This is a genomic window from Tautonia sp. JC769, from assembly GCF_040717455.1.
Classification (GTDB): Bacteria; Planctomycetota; Planctomycetia; order Isosphaerales; family Isosphaeraceae; genus Tautonia.
The window spans coordinates 59,368-78,622 of the sequence record NZ_JBFEFH010000006.1; the positions used below are offsets into that span (position 1 = coordinate 59,368).

Annotated in this window: 13 protein-coding genes and 3 tRNA genes; 15 read left to right on the forward strand and 1 reads right to left on the reverse strand. The window is 67.6% G+C overall.

Annotated elements, in window-relative coordinates; all coding sequences use genetic code 11:
• Positions 1-219 precede the first annotated feature (219 nt).
• Positions 220-1,239 carry a beta-ketoacyl-ACP synthase III gene (locus AB1L88_RS08340; RefSeq protein WP_367096186.1) on the forward strand — a complete coding sequence of 340 codons (1,020 nt, stop codon included), beginning with the start codon at positions 220-222 and terminating at the stop codon, positions 1,237-1,239.
• A 178-nt stretch (positions 1,240-1,417) separates the two neighbouring features.
• Here AB1L88_RS08340 and AB1L88_RS08345 read toward each other — a convergent pair whose 3' ends face one another.
• Positions 1,418-3,160 (reverse strand): hypothetical protein, encoded by a 1,743-nt coding sequence (locus tag AB1L88_RS08345; protein ID WP_367096187.1) that lies wholly within the window; start codon positions 3,158-3,160, stop codon positions 1,418-1,420.
• Positions 3,161-3,612: 452 nt separating this feature from the next.
• Here AB1L88_RS08345 and AB1L88_RS08350 point away from each other — a divergent pair, with 452 nt between their 5' ends.
• The 14 genes from AB1L88_RS08350 to AB1L88_RS08415 all read left to right on the forward strand — a co-directional run bounded on the left by AB1L88_RS08350 (position 3,613) and on the right by AB1L88_RS08415 (position 19,194).
• Entirely contained in the window at positions 3,613-3,969 is a 357-nt protein-coding gene (locus tag AB1L88_RS08350; protein WP_367096188.1) for a hypothetical protein, read from the forward strand.
• 97 nt (positions 3,970-4,066) lie between these two features.
• Positions 4,067-4,543: a DUF2760 domain-containing protein gene (locus AB1L88_RS08355; RefSeq protein WP_367096189.1), complete on the forward strand. Its 477-nt coding sequence runs from the start codon at positions 4,067-4,069 to the stop codon at positions 4,541-4,543.
• A gap of 75 nt (positions 4,544-4,618) precedes the next feature.
• On the forward strand, positions 4,619-6,433 hold the full coding sequence (locus AB1L88_RS08360) for an Hsp70 family protein (RefSeq protein WP_367096190.1): 1,815 nt from the start codon (positions 4,619-4,621) through the stop codon (positions 6,431-6,433).
• Positions 6,434-6,548: 115 nt separating this feature from the next.
• Positions 6,549-7,466: an N-acetylmuramic acid 6-phosphate etherase gene (gene murQ / locus AB1L88_RS08365; RefSeq protein WP_367096191.1), complete on the forward strand. Its 918-nt coding sequence runs from the start codon at positions 6,549-6,551 to the stop codon at positions 7,464-7,466.
• Positions 7,463-8,404 carry a BadF/BadG/BcrA/BcrD ATPase family protein gene (locus AB1L88_RS08370; RefSeq protein ID WP_367096192.1) on the forward strand — a complete coding sequence of 314 codons (942 nt, stop codon included), beginning with the start codon at positions 7,463-7,465 and terminating at the stop codon, positions 8,402-8,404. Before murQ ends, AB1L88_RS08370 begins: the two co-directional genes overlap by 4 nt.
• The gene (locus tag AB1L88_RS08375) at positions 8,401-9,627 is read left to right on the forward strand and encodes a DUF1343 domain-containing protein (protein WP_367096193.1); all 1,227 of its coding nucleotides are present in this window, start codon (positions 8,401-8,403) and stop codon (positions 9,625-9,627) included. Before AB1L88_RS08370 ends, AB1L88_RS08375 begins: the two co-directional genes overlap by 4 nt.
• Positions 9,628-9,868: 241 nt before the next feature.
• Positions 9,869-10,816, forward strand: a complete 948-nt coding sequence (locus AB1L88_RS08380; protein ID WP_367096194.1) for a fatty acid desaturase — start codon at positions 9,869-9,871, stop codon at positions 10,814-10,816.
• Between the two features lie 495 nt (positions 10,817-11,311).
• Positions 11,312-11,372: transfer RNA gene (locus AB1L88_RS08385), tRNA-Arg, on the forward strand.
• A gap of 95 nt (positions 11,373-11,467) precedes the next feature.
• Complete coding sequence (locus AB1L88_RS08390; RefSeq protein ID WP_367096195.1) at positions 11,468-13,567, forward strand: hypothetical protein; 2,100 nt, start codon at positions 11,468-11,470, stop codon at positions 13,565-13,567.
• A gap of 166 nt (positions 13,568-13,733) precedes the next feature.
• Positions 13,734-15,056: a glycosyltransferase family 87 protein gene (locus tag AB1L88_RS08395; RefSeq protein ID WP_367096196.1), complete on the forward strand. Its 1,323-nt coding sequence runs from the start codon at positions 13,734-13,736 to the stop codon at positions 15,054-15,056.
• 133 nt (positions 15,057-15,189) lie between these two features.
• A tRNA-Met gene (locus AB1L88_RS08400) sits at positions 15,190-15,262 on the forward strand.
• Positions 15,263-15,392: 130 nt separating this feature from the next.
• Positions 15,393-16,097: a class I SAM-dependent methyltransferase gene (locus AB1L88_RS08405; RefSeq protein WP_367096197.1), complete on the forward strand. Its 705-nt coding sequence runs from the start codon at positions 15,393-15,395 to the stop codon at positions 16,095-16,097.
• 98 nt (positions 16,098-16,195) lie between these two features.
• Positions 16,196-16,268, forward strand: a tRNA-Met gene (locus AB1L88_RS08410).
• A gap of 184 nt (positions 16,269-16,452) precedes the next feature.
• Complete coding sequence (locus AB1L88_RS08415) at positions 16,453-19,194, forward strand: hypothetical protein (RefSeq protein WP_367096198.1); 2,742 nt, start codon at positions 16,453-16,455, stop codon at positions 19,192-19,194.
• Positions 19,195-19,255 lie beyond the last annotated feature (61 nt).

The following is a 19,255-nucleotide window of genomic DNA, read 5'->3' on the forward strand; positions in this document are numbered from 1 at the left end:
TACGCTTTCGATCCCCTTCGTTCTGCTTCATGACCTCCCGACGAGCCCTGGATCCGATCGCCGCCGCGTGGCCCAAGTCGTGGAGCCGCGCCGCGCGTGTCGGGACGGGAATCGCGGCGGACCGCGTGCCCCGGCCGAAGCGAATCGAGCCGCAAGGCGAGACGGTTGACCTCGTCTCGCATCCCCCCTCCCGAATCATACCGATCGACGCCGTCGCCCATGAGCACAGGCCAATCGCAGACCGACGCCCCCATCCGTTCGCTGCGCGGGGTGCAAATCCTGGGGAGCGGTCGGTATGTCCCGGAGCGGGTCGTGACCAATCACGACCTGTGCGAGCTGATGGGGTTCGATCCCGACTGGATCGTCAACCGCACCGGCATCCACGAGCGCCGGTTCGCCCCGCCCCACCAGGCCACCAGTGATCTCGGCATCGCCGCGGCCGAGCGCTGCCTGGCCGACGCGGGGTGCGACCCGGGCGAGGTCGACCTGCTGGTCGTCGGCACGATGACCCCGGACATGGCCTTCCCCTCGACCGGTTGCCTGATCCAGGACCGGATGAAGCTGCGGTGCCCGGCCTTCGACCTCCAGGCCGCCTGCGCCGGATTCATGTACGCGATGCTGACGGCCGCTCAGTTCGTGGCCGCCGGCACGAGCAAGCGCGCGCTGGCGATCGGGGCGGACTGCAACAGTCGGGTCATCAACCCGGGCGACCAGAAGAGCTATCCGCTGTTCGGGGACGGGGCCGGGGCGGTCCTGCTCGGCCCGGGGGAGCCGGAGCAGGGGTTCCTCTCCTACCAGCTCGGCTCGGACGGGTCGGGGGGCGATCTGCTGAACCGGCCGGCCTGCGGGAGCCGATTGCCCCCCTCGGCCGAGGCGCTGACGCAGGGGCTGCATTACCTGACGATGGATGGCCGGGCCGTCTTCAAGTGGGCCGTGCGGATGCTGGCCGACTCGTCGAGCGCGGTCCTGGAGCACGCCGGGCAGACGATCGACGACGTCCGGTGGTTCATCCCGCACCAGGCGAACATCCGGATCATCCACGCGGCCAGCGACGTGCTCGGATTCCGCCGCGAGAAGGTGTTCAAGAATCTCGAGAAGTACGGGAACACCTCGGGCGGGTCGATCCCGATCGCCTTCGACGAGCTGCGACGCGACGACCAGATTCAGGCGGGCGATTTGCTGCTGCTCTCCGGCTTCGGCGCCGGCCTGGCCTGGGGGACGGCGCTGCTGCGGTACTGATCGGCCGAGGGGGATCGGACCGTCCCGCGTCCCGCCCCCAACCGGACGCGCCGATCGCGAACACGAAAGGCCGCGAAGGACTCCACGTGGTCCTCCGCGGCCTTTGCGTGTTGAGGGCGATCCGAGGCGAAGCCTGAGCGATGACTCACGTCGGCTCGGCTCGGATCGCCGAGGGCTCTCAGAGCCGACTCAGGATGGAATCGACCCGCCGGGGCCCAGGGGCCTGGGGGCCGCCGAGGGAGGGCAGGTCGCCGATCAGGCGGCGGGCGAAGAAGCCCGCTCCCTGGACTCGGGTGGGCCCGGTCGGGGGCGCGAAGGCCTCGTCGCCGGTGATGCGGTAGAGGTTCCCCGTGAACCGGCCGGCGATGGTGCCGTTGCCCGCCTGATCGGTCGGGGTGCCGTAGACGCCGTTGGTCGGCCGGTACGAGGAGGCGATGACCGTGTCGACCAGGTCGCCCCGCTGCTGGTAGAAGCCGATGCGGCTCGGCTGCCGGATCGGATCCAGGCCCTGGCGGAAGGAGAGGTAGTCGAATCCGGCGGCGACCAGCGTGTTGAGCGAATCGCCGACGATCGTCGTGTCGCCGATCGAGCGGTTGGCGGCCATCGTCACGTTCGTCTGGGCGAAGCCGGGCCGGGTGACGTAGTTGATGGTGCCGGGTCCGTTGACCTGGATCGTCCGCGGGTCGGGGGGGACCTGGCGGACGAGGTTGGCCGGGCCGAAGGAGGACGAGCCGATTTCCCGGGCGGCGATCACCCCGCCGGCGAGGCCCGAGGCCGGGTAGCCGCGCTTGCCGATCGGGTTGCCGGCCTCGAGCAGCGAGGGCGTGGTGTTCGCCGGATTGCCGAGGCCGCGGAGGAACTTCAACTGGCCGATCCGGCCGGCGGTGGCGTCGATCGCCACGGCGTCGGCGGGGCCGCCGAAGTAGGCGTGGCCGACCCGGTCGAGGCCGCTGAAGCGGTCGGTGAAGGGCTGATCGCCCCGGGCGAGGACGAGGTTGCGGGCCGAGCCGACGACCTTCATCCCTTCGACCCCGCGCGCCTCGACGTTCGTGCGGCCGGTGTAGGCGACGGGCGAGAGGATGGCGTTGATGTCGGCCGGGACGACGTTGGCCGTGACCGAGCCGAGTTCCAGGCTCTGGATGTCGCCGTTGACGATCAGGCGGACCGTGGGGTCGGTCTGCGGCACGTTGTTGATCGGCCCGACCGCCGGATCGAAGGCCGTGTTGAAGATGTGGCCGATCTGGATGTTGGGCCGGACCCGCAGGGGGGTGCTCGGGTCGCCGATGATCACGTCGACCGGCTGGTCGGCCTCGGGATTGACGGAGGCCTCGATCGCGTGGAAGGCGAGGGACTTGACCCCGCCGAGCAGGGCGATGCGCGGGGGCCCGGTCGGTGCCTGGCTCGTCTCGCGGAGGACGAAGCCGTTGAGGTCGATCGACGCGACGCCGTCGGGGGCGATCAGGCGATTGAAGCCGACCAGGCCGTCGGTGATGACGCGGTCGGAACTCTTGACCTGGCCGGTGACACGGGTCCGGTGCAGGTCGGTGCCGACGAGCTGGATCGTGTCGATCTCGGAGTTGAGCAGGCCGTCGTTCGGGGTGACGTCGGTGACGATGGCCACGCCCGGGCCGGTGACGGTGATCGAGAACTGGTCACCGTTGGGCAACTGTCCGATCAGGACCTTGCCGTCGTTGTCGAGGAGCGTCTGGAGCTCCGGGCTGTCCCCGATCGGGTGAGGCCGGGCCACGACGGGGAAGTTCGTCGTGGAGCGATTGTAGAGGAGACTGGGAATCAGGTCCGGGTTGAGCTGTCCACCCCCACCCGAGAGCAGCTGGCGCGTTTCCAGCGATTCGAGCCCCACGCGGGCCTTGGCCCGGTGGGTACGAGGGCGATTGATCTGCTGACGGGAATCTCGATTCATGGAAGAACCCCTCCTTGACTGCCGCTTCGACCGATCGATGGCCGCCCTCGCGGTACACCTTCGATCCGAACCACTCGGGCCCGCGACGCGATCGCGGCACCCGAGGCGGCAGAGCCTGGTGTCTAGCCCAGAGGTTCGGCGATCCGGCTCGGCGGACTTCATCCCCCGGAGGCCCGAAGCCGGGCCCGGCGTCCGGCTGGACGGAGCATCCCGGATCGGACCGAGGCGCCGATCCCAACGGTCCGTCGCATTCGACCGAAGGGGATGATGGTGAGCACGCCCCCCCGCCGTAACCCCGGGAGATTGACCCCCCGGGCGCCGATTCGCGTGATAGACTTGGGTCTATTTGAGACCGACGGTGGTGAATCCGTCAGATTACGGCATCTCTCGATGAGTACCAGGGTGCTCGATGCCTGTCTCGTGTTCTCGATCTCCCGGAAGGAGTCGGTCCGATGAGCAACGGATGGCCGAGCGTCCGCCGCCGAGGGCGGGGGGTGCTCCCGAAGACCGCGGCGGTGGCATTGATGGGGATGGCGCTGGTGCTGGCCGGATGCGCCCAGGGCCAGAAACGCCCCGGATTCTTCGAGAAGAACGCCGGCAAGCCCCTCTTCCCGAAGGCCTCGACGCCCCGGCCCGAGCCGGGCCTCCGCGTGCAGGCCCCGGGGGTGGATGTCGCGATCACCGATTCGACACGCGAGGAGATGAAGGTCGCGCAATCGGGCCCCCTGACCGACCGCGCCTCGCGGATGAGCCTGTTCCGATCCGACTCGTCGAGCCGTTCCCTTGAGGGGGCGAGGCCGCTAGACTGAACGGGACGACCGATGGAAACGGAGTCGGCGCGGCGGGCAGGTGCGCCGATCGCGCCGACCGGGATCGCCCTGGTTTGAGTCTGCGGGAGGACGCGGTTTGAATCGCTTCTTGCTATCGTTTCGGGCCTTCTGGGACGTGCTCACCGATCGGGAGCGGGCCGATCGGGTCGCGCTCGCGTTGGAGCCGCCGACGGCCGCGGGCCCCGATCTCCGCATCCTCGCCCTGCTGCAGCGCGACGGCCGCCTGATCGACTTCCTCCAGGAAGATCTGGAAGGCTTCCCGGACGATCAGATCGGCGCGGCCGTGCGCGACATCCATCGCGGCTGCCGCAAGGCGCTGGCCGAGTACCTGGACATCCAGCCGGTGCTGGCCAGGGAGGAAGGGGACTCGTTGTCGGTCGATGCCGAGTTCGACCCGGCCGCGATCCGGCTGCTCGGCAACGTCTCGGGGAACCCGCCGTACCAGGGGACGTTGAAGCACCACGGCTGGCGGGTGACGGCCGCCCGGCTGCCGAACATCCCCGCGGCCCGGGATGAATCAACCGTGCTTGCGCCCGCAGAAATCGAAGTGTAAACGCCCTGTTGAGGTCACGAGTCGACCGGGCCGATCGAGCCGCCCGGTCCCCCGAGCTCGCCTGGAACGATCTCCATGTCCCGATACGTCGTCGGCATCGACCTGGGAACCACCAATAGCGCCCTGGCGTATGTTGATTCTTCGGAGTCGGCCGACGACCGGACGGCCCCGGTCCGGTCGCTGGCGATCCCGCAACTGGTGGCGGTCAATGACGTCGCGGAACGCCCGGTGTTGCCGTCGTTCCTGTACCTGCCTTCGGAGAAGGATTTCCCGACCGGGTCGACCGACCTGCCCTGGTCGAAGAAGCCGGATCGGGTGGTCGGCGTGCTCGCCCGCGAGCATGGTTCGAAGGTGCCGGGGCGGTTGGTCGGTTCGGCCAAGAGCTGGCTCTGCTACGAAGGGGTCAATCGCGAGACGGCGCTGCTGCCCTGGAACGCCCCGGAGGAGGTCCCGAAGGTCTCGCCGGTCGAGGCATCGAGCGCCTATCTCGGCTACCTGCGCGATGCCTGGAATGCGCAGATCGCGGGGAAGTCGGCGGGGGACTGCCTGGAGAAGCAGGAGATCTATCTGACGGTCCCCGCGTCGTTCGACGCGGTGGCCCGAGAGCTGACGGTCGAGGCGGCGAAGAACGTCGGGCTGGAACAGGTGACCTTGCTGGAGGAACCGCAAGCGGCCTTCTACGCCTGGTTGTCCGGCCTCGGCGACGGGTGGCGGAAGCGGGTGACGGTGGGGGACTTGATCCTCGTCTGCGACGTCGGCGGGGGGACGACCGACTTCACCCTGATCGGTGTGGCGGAGCAGGAGGGGGACCTGGTCCTCAACCGGCTCGCGGTCGGGGAGCACATCCTCCTCGGCGGCGACAACATGGACCTGGCCCTGGCGCACGCGGTCGCGGCGACCCTGCCGGGGGGCATGGAGAAGCTCGATCCGACCCAGCGGGTCGGGTTGACCTACGCCTGCCGGAACGCGAAAGAGACGCTCCTTTCGAAGCCGGATCTCGGCGCGGTGACGGTCTCGGTGCTCGGCCGGGGGTCGAAGGTCATCGGCGGGGCCTTGAAGGCGGAGTTGACGCGGGAGACGCTCCAGACGGTCCTGCTCGACGGATTCTTCCCGAAGTGCGAGGCGACGGACCAGCCCGCCCGGGGGCGGCGGATCGGCCTGACGGAGATCGGCCTGCCGTACGCCGCCGACCCGGCCATCACCCGGCACCTGGCCCGCTTCCTGAGCCGGCAAGGGCAGGCGACCGCTTCGGCCGAGTCGATCGCCCGGCCTTCGGCCGTCTTGTTCAACGGGGGCGTGTTCCAAGGGGCGGGCTTGCGGGACCGGATCTCGGAAACGCTGTCGGACTGGGGAGGGGAGCCGATCACGGTCCTCGCCGCCGAGGAGCCGGACCTGGCCGTGGCGCGAGGGGCGGCCTACTACGGGATGGTGCGGCGGGGCAAGGGGATCCGGATTCGAGGGGGTGTGCCGCGATCGTACTACGTCGGCATCGAGACCTCGGCCCCGGCGGTCCCGGGGATCCCGGCGCCGATCAAGGCGCTCTGCGTCGTGCCGATGGGGATGGAGGAGGGGACCGAGGCGGACGTACCCGGCTCGGAACTGGGCCTGGTGGTGGGGGAATCGGCCGAATTCCGCTTCCTCGGTTCGACCGTTCGGCGCGACGACGCGATCGGGACGGTCCTGGATCGCTGGTCGTCGGACGAGCTGGTCGAGCTGACCCCGCTGGTGATGGCGCTCGGCGATCAGGAAGGGGAGGAGGGGGACGTCGTGCCGGTGACCTTGCACAGCATCGTGACCGAGGTGGGCACGCTGGAACTCTGGTGCGAGGGGACGCGATCGCCCGGGCGCTGGAAGCTGGAATTCAACGTCCGAGAGCAGGGCGAAGGTTGATTCCGGGCGTCGGGGGGAATCCGGACCCGGGCATGATCCGGTAGGATGTGATCGGCCGCGGGCGATTGCGCGGCATCAACGATCGACGCAACCAAAAGGAAGATCGGGACGGATCATGCCCCTCGAAGACCATTTGCTGACGGAGTCTCGGAATCCGGCATCGGAGCGGATCGACACGCTCGATGCACTCGGCATCGTTCGCGTGATGAACGAGGAGGACGCGAAGGTCATCGCCGCCGTCCGGGCGGAGGAGCGGGCGATCGCCCGGGCCGTCGAGCTGATCGCCGACCGGTTCCGCCGGGGGGGACGCCTGGTCTATGCCGGGGCCGGGACCTCGGGCCGGCTCGGGGTGCTCGACGCCTCGGAGTGCCCGCCGACGTTCAGCACGCCCCCGGAGATGGTGGTGGGCCTGATCGCCGGCGGCCCGACGGCGTTGACCCGCGCGGTGGAAGGGGCGGAAGACGACCCGGAGCGAGGGGCGGCGGATCTGGACGCGCTGGGAGTGTCGGCGCAGGACGTGGTGGTCGGCATCGCGTCGTCGGGGAGGACCCCGTATGTACTGGGGGTGGTCGATCGCGCCCGGGAAGTCGGGGCGACGACCGTCGGCATCGCCTGCAACCGGCCGAGCCTGCTGGGCGATCGCGTCGACATCGAAATCGCCCTGCTGGTGGGCCCGGAGATCATCGCCGGATCGACCCGGTTGAAGTCGGGGACCGCGACGAAGCTGGTGCTCAACACCCTGACGACCGGGGCGATGGTCTTGATCGGCAAGACGTTCGGCAACCGGATGATCGACCTGCAGCCGACGAACCAGAAGCTGCGGATTCGGACGCGGCGGATCCTCCGGGAACTGGGCGAGGTGGACGACGACCGGGCGGGGGAACTGCTCGAACAGACCGGCGGCCATCTGAAGGCGGCGCTCGTGATGGCGATTGCCGGCGTGGACGCGGAGGCCGCCCGCCGTGCGCTCGATGGCGCCGGAGGGCAGGTCCGGGGTGCCATCGAGGCGGCCACTCGCGGGAAGTCATCATGAGCCGGCCCCCCTTGGTCCTGGGAGTCGACGGGGGAGGGACCTCGACGGTCGCCTGGCTGGCCGAGGGTGAGGGGACGATCCTGGGGAGGGGGGCGGCGGGGCCGTCGAATGCCAAGGCGATCGGGCCGGATCGGGCGCGGGCGGCGCTCGGCGAGGCGATCGCGGAGGCGAGGGCCGAGGCGGGGGCCGGTGGAGCCCCGATCGAGGTCGCCTGCCTGGGCCTGGCGGGGTTCGATCGTCCCGATGAGCGGGCCTTGCTGGCACGCTGGTGCGAGGAGGAGGGCTGGGCGAACCGGTTGATCCCCGCGAACGACGGCGATCTTGTCCTGGCGGCAGGGACGCCCGAGGGATTCGGCATTGCGCTCATCGCCGGGACCGGCTCGATCGCGGTCGGTCGCTCCCGAACGGGTCGGACTGGCCGGTCGGGAGGCTGGGGACCGTTGATCGGCGATGAAGGGAGCGCCTACGCGGTGGCGTTGGCCGGGTTGAGGTTGGTCGCCAGGCGGTTTGATGGTCGATCGACGCCGCCGGAGCCGGATCGGCTCACCGAGACGCTCTGCCGAGAGCTGGGGGCGCCGACCCCTCGCGAGATCGTGACGCAGCTGTACGGCCCGGGCTGGGATCGGGCGCGGATTGCCGGGCTGGCGCGCCGGGTGGTCGAGGCGGCCGAGCAGGACCGGGAGGTCGAGGAATTGATCCTCAGGCCTGCGGCAGGGGAACTGGTGGCGCTGGTCGAGGCGGTTCGTCGGGGGATCGGTTGGGACGGGGAGGAGGGGGGTGGTCCTCCTCCGCTGGCGATGGCAGGGGGGTTCCTGCTGGGGGCGGGGCGGCTTCGAGGGTTGGTGAAGGACGGGCTGGGGAGTCGGCTCGGCCCCCTGGGGACGGTGGCCGAGCCGGTGCTGGGGGCGGTGATCCTGGCGAGGAGGGGATTGGGATGATCGGGTTCGAACCGCGAGTGGCGACGGGTCTCGACCGGTTGGTGGAGGAGCGTTTCGCCCGATTGAAGGGGAGGACGGTCGGGCTGATCGCGAACCAGAGCACGGTCGATCGGCGGCTCCGCCACGGGATCGACCTGTTGCACGCCGCCCCGGGCGTCGAGCTGGTCCGGCTCTTCGGCCCGGAGCACGGACTCCGGGGCGAGTTGCAGGACATGGTGGGAGCCGGTTCGGAGACGGATTCCCGGACCGGCTTGCCGGTCGTGAGCCTCTATGGGGCGACCCCCGAGACGCTCAAACCGCGGGCAGAGGACCTCGACGGCCTCGATTGCCTGATCTTCGACCTGCAGGATGTGGGCGCTCGGTATTACACCTTCGCCGCGACGATGTTCTACGCGATGGAGACGGCCGCGAGCGTGGGATGCTCGTTCCTGGTCCTCGATCGGCCGAACCCGCTGGGGGGACTGGCGGTGGAGGGGCCGTCGATTCAAAAGGGGTTCGAGAGCTTTGTCGGCGCGTATCCCGTGCCGATCCGCCACGGGATGACGGTCGGAGAGCTGGCCAGGCTCTTTCGATTGGAGCGGCAGCTCGACCTCGATCTTGAGGTCATGACCTGCGAGGGCTGGACGCGGGGGTGTTTCTGGCCCGAGACGGGCCTGCCGTGGGTCCCTCCCTCGCCGAACATGCCGACGTATGAGACGGCCCTGGTCTATCCGGGGGGCTGCCTGATTGAGGGGACGAACCTGTCGGAGGGGCGGGGAACGACGCGACCGTTCGAGAACTGGGGAGCACCCTGGCTGGATTCGGCGTCGCACGAGATGGCCGAGGTGCTGGACGACGAGCCGGGGGTCTGCCTGCGACCGAACATCTTCCGGCCGGTCTTCCACAAGCACGCCGGCACGACCTGCTTCGGCGTCCAGCCGCATGTGGTCGATCCGCGGGCATTTTCGGCGCTCCGGACCTACGTGCTGATGCTGATGAAGGCCGTACAGGCGGACCCGGGGCGGTTTGCCTGGCGGACGGAGCCTTACGAGTTCATCGAGGCCCCGATCGCGATCGACCTGTTGTTCGGATCGTCCGAGGAGCGGATCGCAATCGAGCAGGCGGCCCGGGACGACGCCCTGGATCTGGAAGCCTGGTTTGAGGGGCTGAGCAGGCGATGGAAGCAGGATGAGGACGCGTTCCGCGATCGACGAGCGTCGAATCTGCTCTATCCCGAGTCTTGACAATTCGCCATGATAGGGTCCCAATTGGCCGGCGATGGGGCCGATTCTCCCGATCTTGCTCCGAAAAAAATCTTCCGCGGAGCGAGAACCTGGGCGCTTGATGTCCACTGAGCTGGACGGTACCTTCCCCGAATCTCCGTAAGTTTCCCGCCCCCGGGCTCGATCCAGGTTGCTCAGTCATCGCGGATTAGCGAGCGCAGCCGACCCTCCACGATCCCGAAACGGCAGTCAAAGGAACCTCATGACGATGGAGACCTTGGCACAGCCCAAGTCCCGGGCGACGAGAATCGCCTGGCCCCCTCTGGTCTGGATCGCAGCCTTGCATGCGGGGGCGTTGCTGGCGTTTTTCCCCCGATTTTTCAGCTGGAAGGCGGTGGCGGTCTGTCTTTTCCTGCACTGGCTCTCCGGTGGCATCGGGATCTGCATGACGTACCACCGGCTCCTGACTCACCGGAGCTTCGCGGTCCGTCCGAAGTGGTTCGAATACGTCTTGACCGCGATCGGCTGCACCGCCTCCGAGGGGGGGGCGATTCACTGGGTGGCCGATCACCGCAAGCACCACGCGCACTCGGACGATGAGCACGACGTCCACAGCCCGTTGCACGGCGGATTCGGCTGGGCCCACATGTTCTGGTGGATGACCCCGGACATCACCTCGGAGCACACGCCGGCTTATCACGCCCGCTGGGCGCCGGACCTGATTCGAGACCCGGTGCACGTTTGGCTCGACCGGTGGCACCTGATTTTCCCGATCGGCCTGGCGGTCTTGCTGTTCGCGGTTGGCGGGATGCCGTTCCTCGTCTGGGGCTTCTTCGTCCGGTCGGTCCTGGTCCTGCACACGACCTGGCTGGTGAACTCGGCCACGCACGTCTGGGGCTACCGATCGCACGACACGCGCGATTCCTCGACGAACCTCTGGTGGGTCGCGCTGTTGACCTACGGCGAGGGTTGGCACAACAATCACCACGCCTTCCAGACGTCGGCCCGGCATGGCCTGCGGTGGTGGGAGGTCGACATGACCTACATGGCCGTCAAGCTGATGTCGTGGGTGGGCCTGGCGCACTCGATCAAGCTGGCGAAGGTCAAGCCTTCGGTGGCCAGCGGGTCGGGCGTCCTCTCCTCCGACGAGCCGCATCCGGTGCGGTCCCATGTCTCGCAGCCGAAGGCCGCCGTGGGGGTCGCCAAGTAACGTCGGCAGGCCCCCGGGAATCGACCGGCGTGTGTGTGTGTGTCCGGGTCAGGCCGCTGGACTCGCTCTCGCCTGCTCGGACTCGGTTCGGCCCATTGCCTGCCAGAGAACCTGAATACCAGAATGCCCCGGGCCGAATCACCTTGCAAAGTGATCCGGCCCGTTGCCATGATGGTCTGTGCAGAAGCGGCCCTAGCTCAACGGCAGAGCAGGGGACTCATCAATCCGAATGGTGGCACCGGGTGGTAACATCCGGCTGCGAACCGGGTGAATTGCGGGAAGCCTAAACCGTGAAGAATCGCCGAGCGATCGGGACGGCACGGCAGGGTAATCCGCAGCCAAGCCTGGTCGGGCACTGGTGGCCAGGACGGTTCAGAGACTAGCGGGGTGAGTCCCAACAATAATCCCCGCCGATGAGCGCCCGGCCTCCCTCTCCGATCGTGTCTCAGATCTCAAGATCAATGGATCGGTCGGCGGGGAGGATGAGATAGTCCGAGCCTCGTGGAAACGCGGGGGCCCTCGAATCCCTTGGTTGCAGGTTCGAATCCTGCGGGCCGCATTGGTTCACGACCCTTTTCCCTGCCATTCCTCTCTCGTGCTTGCGTGCACGTCTCGACTCCCGACGATCGATCGCCCTCGAAGACACTCGCAATGGATGGTTATCCGCTGGCCGAGCATCCCGCCGACGATCGATCCCCCTCGGTCCCCGTCGGAGGCCCCGAGCAACACTTTGCGGAGGGGGAGCATCCGCTCGCTCCTCCCCATGACCCGCCTCACGCTCGATCGGTGACGCGTTGGGGGCGGTTCCTGCGCATGGTCGTCTTCGTCGGGATGATGGTGTCCCATGCGCTGCTGTGCCTGGCCTGCATGGGAGGGTGGTCGGAAGTTGCCAGTCGATGGCCGTTGGCGTGGCATGACCACCCGATGCATTACCACAATGCATTGGTGACCCGATCGTATTTCGTTCAGAACGGTACGACGGCCGGCTACGACCCTTACTTCATGTCGGGGTACGCCAAGAGTATCGTCTCCGACCCGTCCGGCACGATGATCGACGTGGTCATTGCCGTGTTCGGCCGGGACCGACCGGCCAGGGCTTACAAGCTTTTGGTGCTGGGGATCATGGTCCTCCTCCCCTGGCTCATCGCCCTGGCGATCCGACTCGTGGGAGGGGGATTCGACGCGGTCGTGGCGGGGACGCTCGCATTCTTGCTCTACCTCTGGACCGATTTCCCGCTGGAGTACGCCGGGTTCGGGATGCTGGCATTCCTGCTGGTGGTCCCGCTGGGATTGGTGGCGTTGGCGCTCATCGTCGGGTTCCTGCGGGCGGGAGGCGTCCTGCGCTGGGTCCTGGCGGCGGTCGGATCGGGGATCTTGATCTTCGTGCATCCGCTGGCGGCGCAGACCGTGGGCCCGGCGGTGCTGGCGGCCTATGGCGCGGCGGTCGTGCGCGGCCGGAGGGCGGGCGAACGGTTCCCGGTCGGGAGGCATCTGGGCCTGCTGGTCATTCCCGTCGCGGTCCTGGCGATGAATGCGTTCTGGTGGCTCCCGGGGATCGTGCTCCGGGGGACGCGCGATCCCGACGGGGCGGATTTCTTCTCGCATCCGGAGCCGGTCTTCAGTCGCATTGCGCAGGTGTTCGGGTTGGACGTGCCGACGCAGCCGCCGATCCAGATCATTTTGATCGGCGGGGCGATGCTCGGCCTGGTGGCGTTGCGGAAGCGGTGTCCGCTCCAGGCGATCGGGTTGGGAACCTTTCTCGCCGCGGGTCTGTTTTGGGGATACTTCGCGGGCTGGTTTCCTGCGTTCAACTTTCTTCAGCCGGGGCGGAACACCTATGCGGTTTACTCGGCCGCGGCCGTGGCGAGCGGCCTGGGGTGGTCGGCCGTGCGACGACAACTGAGCCGGACGTCGGTGCGGCTCGATCGTTGGTTCCTGGCGGCGGTCGTTCTGGTCGGCGTCCGGGTGTTCCTGCCCTCGATGATCCAGACGATCGGGTACCGGACGGGCCGCGAACCGGTGCCGGAGCTTGTCTGGAACGGGGGGGATCTCCCCAAGGTCCGCTGGTTTGGTCCGTCGGGGAAGGAGCCGTTCCTGTCGAGCCGTCCGACGCCGGAACTGAACTGGCTGCTGGATCAGGTCCGCACCCACTTCGAGCCGGGAGACCGCCTGTTCTACGAGGAGGGAGGCGAGCAGCGGGGCGACCTGACCGACCCCTTCGGCGGCCATCGATACGGGGGATTGCTGCCGAGCCTGGCACGGGTCGAGGTCATCGGCGGGCCGTTCCTGAATGTCCCGGTCCGGGAGAACTTCTCGCAGTTCGGCATGGGGAAGCTGTGCGGCCTGGAGACCTGGGGGCGGGCGGAGTTCGAGCGATTCGGTCGCCTCTATGGGCCGGAGGGGATCGTCTGCTGGTCGCCCGCCGCGCAGGAGTTCTGCCGGTCGAATCCGGACCTGATCGAGATTGTCGAGGATCTGGGGACCTGGCTGGTGGCGAAGGTCCGGGGGTTCGAGGGGGATGCCATCCGCGGCGAGGCCCGGGTGGTGGCCGAGGCCGGCCGGCTCGAGGTCGAGCCGATCGCCGTTGACGTTGACGGGATGATCGTGCTGCGGTATCACTCCGTCCCAGGACTCCGGAGCGATCCTCCGGGGTTGCTTCGTGAGGTCGAGGAGCCGGGCGATCCCGTGCCGTTCATCGGAGTGGTTCGACCCGAGGGGGCGCTGACCATCGAATGGGACGCGTTCCCTTGATCGTTGCCCGAGCCACCGGAACCATCGACGCCCGACGGATCGGGCTGTTTGACGCCCGAGGCCCCCTCCAAGGAAGGAGTCTGCCGTGCCGCCCGAGCCAACTTCGGGGGAAACCCTCCCCGACTCCTCTCGAAGGGTCAGGTCCGTCGTCTGGATCTCGTTGGCCGTGACGTTCCTGGTCGCATCGGGGATCTATTCCCTGAAGGCGGCCGAGGAGCGGAGTGCCATCATCCGATGGCTGCACCAGGTCGAACAGTTGCAAGACGGAGTGAACATTTGGGACAAATACATGTTCCCGAATCCTCCGATCTTCCCGCTGACCCTGTACCCGTTGACGAGCATGCCCCCGCTGGCGGCCTCGATGGTCTGGTATTATCTCAAGGCGGGGCTGACGGTCCTCTCGATCGTCTTCTGCCTGAGGATGGCCCGGACCTCGGGCGACACGAGGCGCATCCCGGGGTGGGCCCTGTTCCTGGTGATCTTGCTGAGTTTCCGGCCGATCCTCAGCGACCTGCACCACGGGAACAACAATCTGGTGATCCTGTTCCTGATCGTCGCGGCGCTCTATGCGTGGCGCAAGGGGTATGACGTGCTGGCCGGGCTCTCGCTGGCCCTCTCGATCGCCTACAAGGTGACGCCGGCCCTGTTCGTCCCGTACTTCCTCTACAAGCGATCGTGGCGGGTGGTGGGGGCCACGTTCCTGGGGCTCGGCGTGTTCCTGCTGATCGTCCCGAGCGCGATCCTCGGCCCCGAGTTCAACGGGGAATGCCTGCAGATGTGGTGGCACCGGATGCTGCGGCCGTTCGTGGTCGAGCATGAGGTGGGGGACCACGAGATCAACCAGTCGATGGCCGGTGTGATCATGCGGTATTTCACCGAGCAGGACGCGTCGGGGGACGGGCGATACGTCCCGCTCTACTCGGGGCTGAACTTCTTCTCGCTCAATCCGGATCTGGTGGTCTACGCCATCAAGGCCCTCTCGATCGGCATGGTCGGGCTGCTGGCGATGCTCTGTCGGACCAGCACGACGCGGCGGGACAACATCCGATTCCTCGGGGAGTTCAGCCTGGTCGTCCTGACGATGCTGATCGTCTCCGAGCGAAGCTGGAAACATCATTATGTGACGGTCCTCCTGCCGTACACGTACCTGATCTTCCGGCTCTGGGCCTATCCGCTGCCCCGCCTGCTGAGGTCGATGGTCGGCGGGTGCCTCGTCCTCTCGTCCTTGCTCATGCTGACGACGTCGAGCGAGGTGGGAGGCCTGTTCGCCAACGGGACCGGCCACAAGCTCGCGTTGTTCTACGGCATGTTCTTCTGGTCCGGGGTGGTCCTGTTCGTGGGGACGGCGACGGTCTTGCATTATGAGACCCGGCACGCCGCGGAGGTGGAGGGGGATCTCGGCAAGACGGGTGCGGTGTCCTCGAAGGCGATCAAGGCGCCCCATGCGGCGAGGTCGTCCCCCTCGATGACGCAGAACGTGGAGCGTTAGGATTCTCGCCGATCAATCGAGCGAACGATCAACCCGAGCACCATTTGCCCGCGTCCGCCGCGAAATGAACGGGCTTCAGCGTCAATTCGAGATGATTCGTTTGACTCTGGAGCCCGGTTTGTTACAATCCTCTTGCGGCGTGGAGCAGCGGTTAGCTCGCCAGGCTCATAACCTGGAGGTCGTAGGTTCGATTCCTACCGCCGCAATTTCGAGACAGAGGTCGATGCAATTCCGAGAAAACGCCAACCCTTGCGGTTGGCGTTTTTTTATGGATGGATGAACCGTTCGCGACGGCAGGGCTGACCTGCGGGCACCATCGGGTCGATGGCGAGCGTGATGACGCATTTCCGTCACGAGCATGAGCACGAGCACGTCTGTCCGCTCTGCCTCGGGAGTGTGCTGGTCGCCTATCATCGGGATCGACTCCGGCACTATGTCTCCTGCGAAGACTGCGGGCTGGTTCACGTGCCCGCGGATGCGTTCCTGTCCGGCGAAGACGAGAAGGCATACTACGATCTTCACCGGAACGACCCGGCCGACGAGGGCTATCGGCGTTTCCTGAGCCGCCTGGCGGTGCCGATGATGCGGCGCCTTGCACCGGGGGCCTCGGGTCTCGATTTCGGCAGCGGGCCGGGGCCGGCCCTCTCGATCATGTTGCGAGAGGCTGGGTTCCCGACCCGGATCTATGACCCGATCTATGCGCCCGACTCCGAGGCCTGGCAGCACTCGTACGACTTCATCACCGCGAGCGAGGTCGTCGAACATTTGCGGGCGCTCCGGACCGATCTGGAACGGCTCTGGCAGGTGCTGAAGCCCGGCGGATGGCTGGGGATCATGACCAAGCGCGTCTGGGGCCGGCAGGCCTTCAGCACCTGGCACTACAAGGACGACCCGACGCATGTCGCCTTCTTCGCGGAGCGGACGTTCGTCTGGCTGGCCCGGCACTGGTCGGCGCGGTTGGAGGTCATCGGCCCCGACGTGGTGCTGCTGAACAAGCCGGCGGAGTCCCGATCGACGGCGGGGGATCGAGGGCCGAACTGATGAGCACGAATGCCACGTCAGTGGAAAAAAACGGGGAGTTTCCGGGGGAAATGGTGCCAGCGTCTTGCAATCCGGGGGGACTCTGATAGGATCATCCTTGCACCGTGGAGCAGCGGTTAGCTCGCCAGGCTCATAACCTGGAGGTCGTAGGTTCGATTCCTACCGGTGCAACTTTTTTCATGTGATGCACGCCGAGCGCCCTGGTTCATGACCGGGGAACGCTCGGCGTTTTTGTTTGCGCTTGTGTGAAGAAAAGGCTTCCCGTAGGCTCCTCGACCGGGCTCGCGTTGGATTGCGGCGTCGGTGACGGATCGCGGATCGGCTTGCACCCGGCAGATTGGGCAGGAGGCGATCGGTGCAGACTCTCACTCGACGATGGCTCGTCCTGGTTGCGGTGACGATTGCGACGTCGGCCCAGGGCCGGAGCCAGGACGCTCAGCCGACCCTGCGATGGCTGGGGCAGGTGGGAAGCGATCGCGTCTCGCGATCGGGCACCGCTGGACCCAACGGGGTCCAGGACATGGTGTTCGAGCTGAACGGCCTGCCGACGAACCGGGCCATCGAAAAGGTGACGCTTCGCGGGTACGGCCGAGACATCTGGGTCTACCCGGACAGCGGGGGGCACTGGGCGGCCGACGTGCACCGGGAACCGGGGTCGCCGCGAGCGCTGGTTTCCGTGGAGCCGAGCCAGGACGAGACAGGGCGCAGGTTCGACATCGAGGTGGAACTGGAGGGAGGGCAGCGCTTATCGAGGAGCGTCCAGGGCGGGCGTGCCGACCTGGCCGCGCGGATGCCGGAGGTCCAGCTCGCGGCCCGATGGGTCGGGCCGGATGGATCGGACCGGGTGAGTCCCGGTCCCGCCGTCGGGCCCGACGGGTTCGAGGACGCCGCGATCGAACTGGCCCGTCTTGCCCCGGACGCAGACGTGAGGGAACTGACGGTGCTCGCCGAACGAGGGCCGTCCTGGGCGTACGGGCCCAATCCGGAAGGGCACCACGACGCCTTGTTGATCCGATCCGAGGAGGACCGGACGCGAGGCAAGGTGTACCTCAGTCCTTCGCCGGGCCTCGAAGGGAGACGCCTCCGGATCGACCTGTCGTATAGCAATGGCACGCGCGATCGGGTCGTCCTGGTGGCCGGGGCGGCCCCCCTGGATCGGGCCGTTGGGCGATCCCCTCTGCCGACATTGGCCGCGGGATCAGGCCGAGTGCGATGGGTCGGGCAGGACGACCGCGGGCCGCTCGGGCCGGGGGCCGTGACGATCGCGGTCGATCAATCGGACGTCCGTCAACTGCGAACGGCCATCCTGAGTGATGGCGTGCGAGGGTCCTGGGTCTTCGAGGCCTCGGGAGGGGGTGGATTGGCCGGCTCGCCGTTCGTGGGCGATCGCCGGAGACGACTCGAGGTCGAACCGGGGTCGCGGCCGGGTTCGTTCCTGGTGTCGTTCGTCCCGTATCGCGATCTCGACGGCTCGGGGATGAGTCTCCGGCTGGTCGACGGCGAAGGCCGGTCGTCGGTGTTTCGCGTTTCGGGGCAGGCGTGCGATCCGGTCAGGCGATTTGCGCCACCGAAGGCCCGGGAGACTCGGGTTCGACCGGGAGATGACCTGGCGGCACTGGCGGCCCGGGGGGGGACGATCCGCCTGGCGCAGGGGATTTACGAGCTGGATCGACCGCTCGAACTGCTGGAGCCGACGGCGCTGGTCGCGGAGCCTGGGGCTGAATTGCGGTTTCGCCAGCCCCCGAATGACGACCCCTGGGCCGAGGCGATCGCCATTCGGGCACCCGGCCGGACGACGATCTCGGGACTGAAGGTCCGCTTCGAAGGCCCGGTGCGGTGGGATCGCCGGGCGGCCTGGGGGGCAGCGATCCTGGGCGTGCCGAACCTCGGGAAACGACCGGGTGGGCCGGTCCACGTGGGGGTGACCGGGCTTGATCTGGAAGCCCCGGTGGCCGGGAGCGACTGGGAAGAGGCGCCGAATTGCCTGAGGTTCCTCGACACGGACTCGGGAGTGATCGAGGGCTGCACCCTCAAAGGTGGGCCGATCATGATCTTCAACGGCCCCTGGCGGGTGGCGGAGAACCGGCACAGGGGAACCCAGCCGGGGACGTTCGCCGGATCATTCCTCTCCGGCCGGGAGATCCAGGACGTCGCGATCGTCGAGAACGAGGTTCGGCCGGAGCCGGGGGCCGGGAAGCTGTACCGCTTCGTCGTCCTGGTGGATCGGGGGCACGGGGTGACGGTCCGAGACAACTCGGCGGTCGGCGTCGGCCCGATGGATGACGACGAGCGTCCGCACCCGAACGCTCCGGAAATCCTGCTGACCGAGTCGTACCAGATTCGGTTCGAAGGCAAGCACGCGGGGGTGTCCGACGACGGCCGGGTCGTGGCGATACCGGAGCCGCAGGGGAGGCATCCCGAAGTCGGCGAAGTGGTGGCGGTCCTTTCCGGTCCCGACGCCGGACGCTGGGCGGTGATCGAGCAGATCCTCGACCGGCATGTGATGCTGGTCGATCGGCCGCTCCCGACCGGGTCCTACGACGTCGCGGTGACTCCGGGATTCGTCGGGACGTCGATCGAAGGGAACACCATCGATTGTCGGGGGAGCTCCGAGGGTCATCCGGTCGTGCTGACCGGGAACCACTACGGGACCCGGCTGGTCGGCAACCGCTTGCTGGGGGGCGGGAACGCGTTCCGACTGTCGGCGTATGCGACGAATGCGCCGTTTCATTATGCCTGGTCGCATACGCCGCAGTTCGATCTGGTGGTCGAGTCGAACCGGGTGACCGACTCGGGCCGGGGGGGCTTGGTGGCCGTCTACCATGGGCCCCAACAAAAATCGAACAGGGGTCGGGTCTATCTCACGGGCTCGGTCTTGGGTAATACATTTGAGTGGACCGAGGCGGCGGCGCCCGGGCCCGGGGGTGATCGGGTTGCCCTGACGGTCGGTCAGCTTCCTTCGCTGGATCCCGGAGAGCTGGTCATCACGACCGGGAGCAACCAGGCCCTCGATGGTCGAGGGGGATCGGTCCCGAACCCGATGCGGATCCTCGTCGGCACCGTCAACGACCGTCGCTACGAACCGGCCGGGAAGTGAACGATGCCGACACTGGCACGAATCGCCGGTCGAAACTCAACACCGAGCGAGACGCACCGTG

Coding starts and splice junctions, on each gene's coding strand:
- AB1L88_RS08345 (WP_367096187.1), bottom strand. CDS start 3,160: ATGAATCGAGATTCCCGTCAGCAGATCAATCGCCCTCGTACCCACCGG.
- AB1L88_RS08375 (WP_367096193.1), top strand. CDS start 8,401: ATGATCGGGTTCGAACCGCGAGTGGCGACGGGTCTCGACCGGTTGGTG.
- AB1L88_RS08340 (WP_367096186.1), top strand. CDS start 220: ATGAGCACAGGCCAATCGCAGACCGACGCCCCCATCCGTTCGCTGCGC.
- AB1L88_RS08390 (WP_367096195.1), top strand. CDS start 11,468: ATGGATGGTTATCCGCTGGCCGAGCATCCCGCCGACGATCGATCCCCC.
- AB1L88_RS08405 (WP_367096197.1), top strand. CDS start 15,393: ATGACGCATTTCCGTCACGAGCATGAGCACGAGCACGTCTGTCCGCTC.
- AB1L88_RS08370 (WP_367096192.1), top strand. CDS start 7,463: ATGAGCCGGCCCCCCTTGGTCCTGGGAGTCGACGGGGGAGGGACCTCG.
- AB1L88_RS08380 (WP_367096194.1), top strand. CDS start 9,869: ATGACGATGGAGACCTTGGCACAGCCCAAGTCCCGGGCGACGAGAATC.
- AB1L88_RS08360 (WP_367096190.1), top strand. CDS start 4,619: ATGTCCCGATACGTCGTCGGCATCGACCTGGGAACCACCAATAGCGCC.
- murQ (WP_367096191.1), top strand. CDS start 6,549: ATGCCCCTCGAAGACCATTTGCTGACGGAGTCTCGGAATCCGGCATCG.
- AB1L88_RS08350 (WP_367096188.1), top strand. CDS start 3,613: ATGAGCAACGGATGGCCGAGCGTCCGCCGCCGAGGGCGGGGGGTGCTC.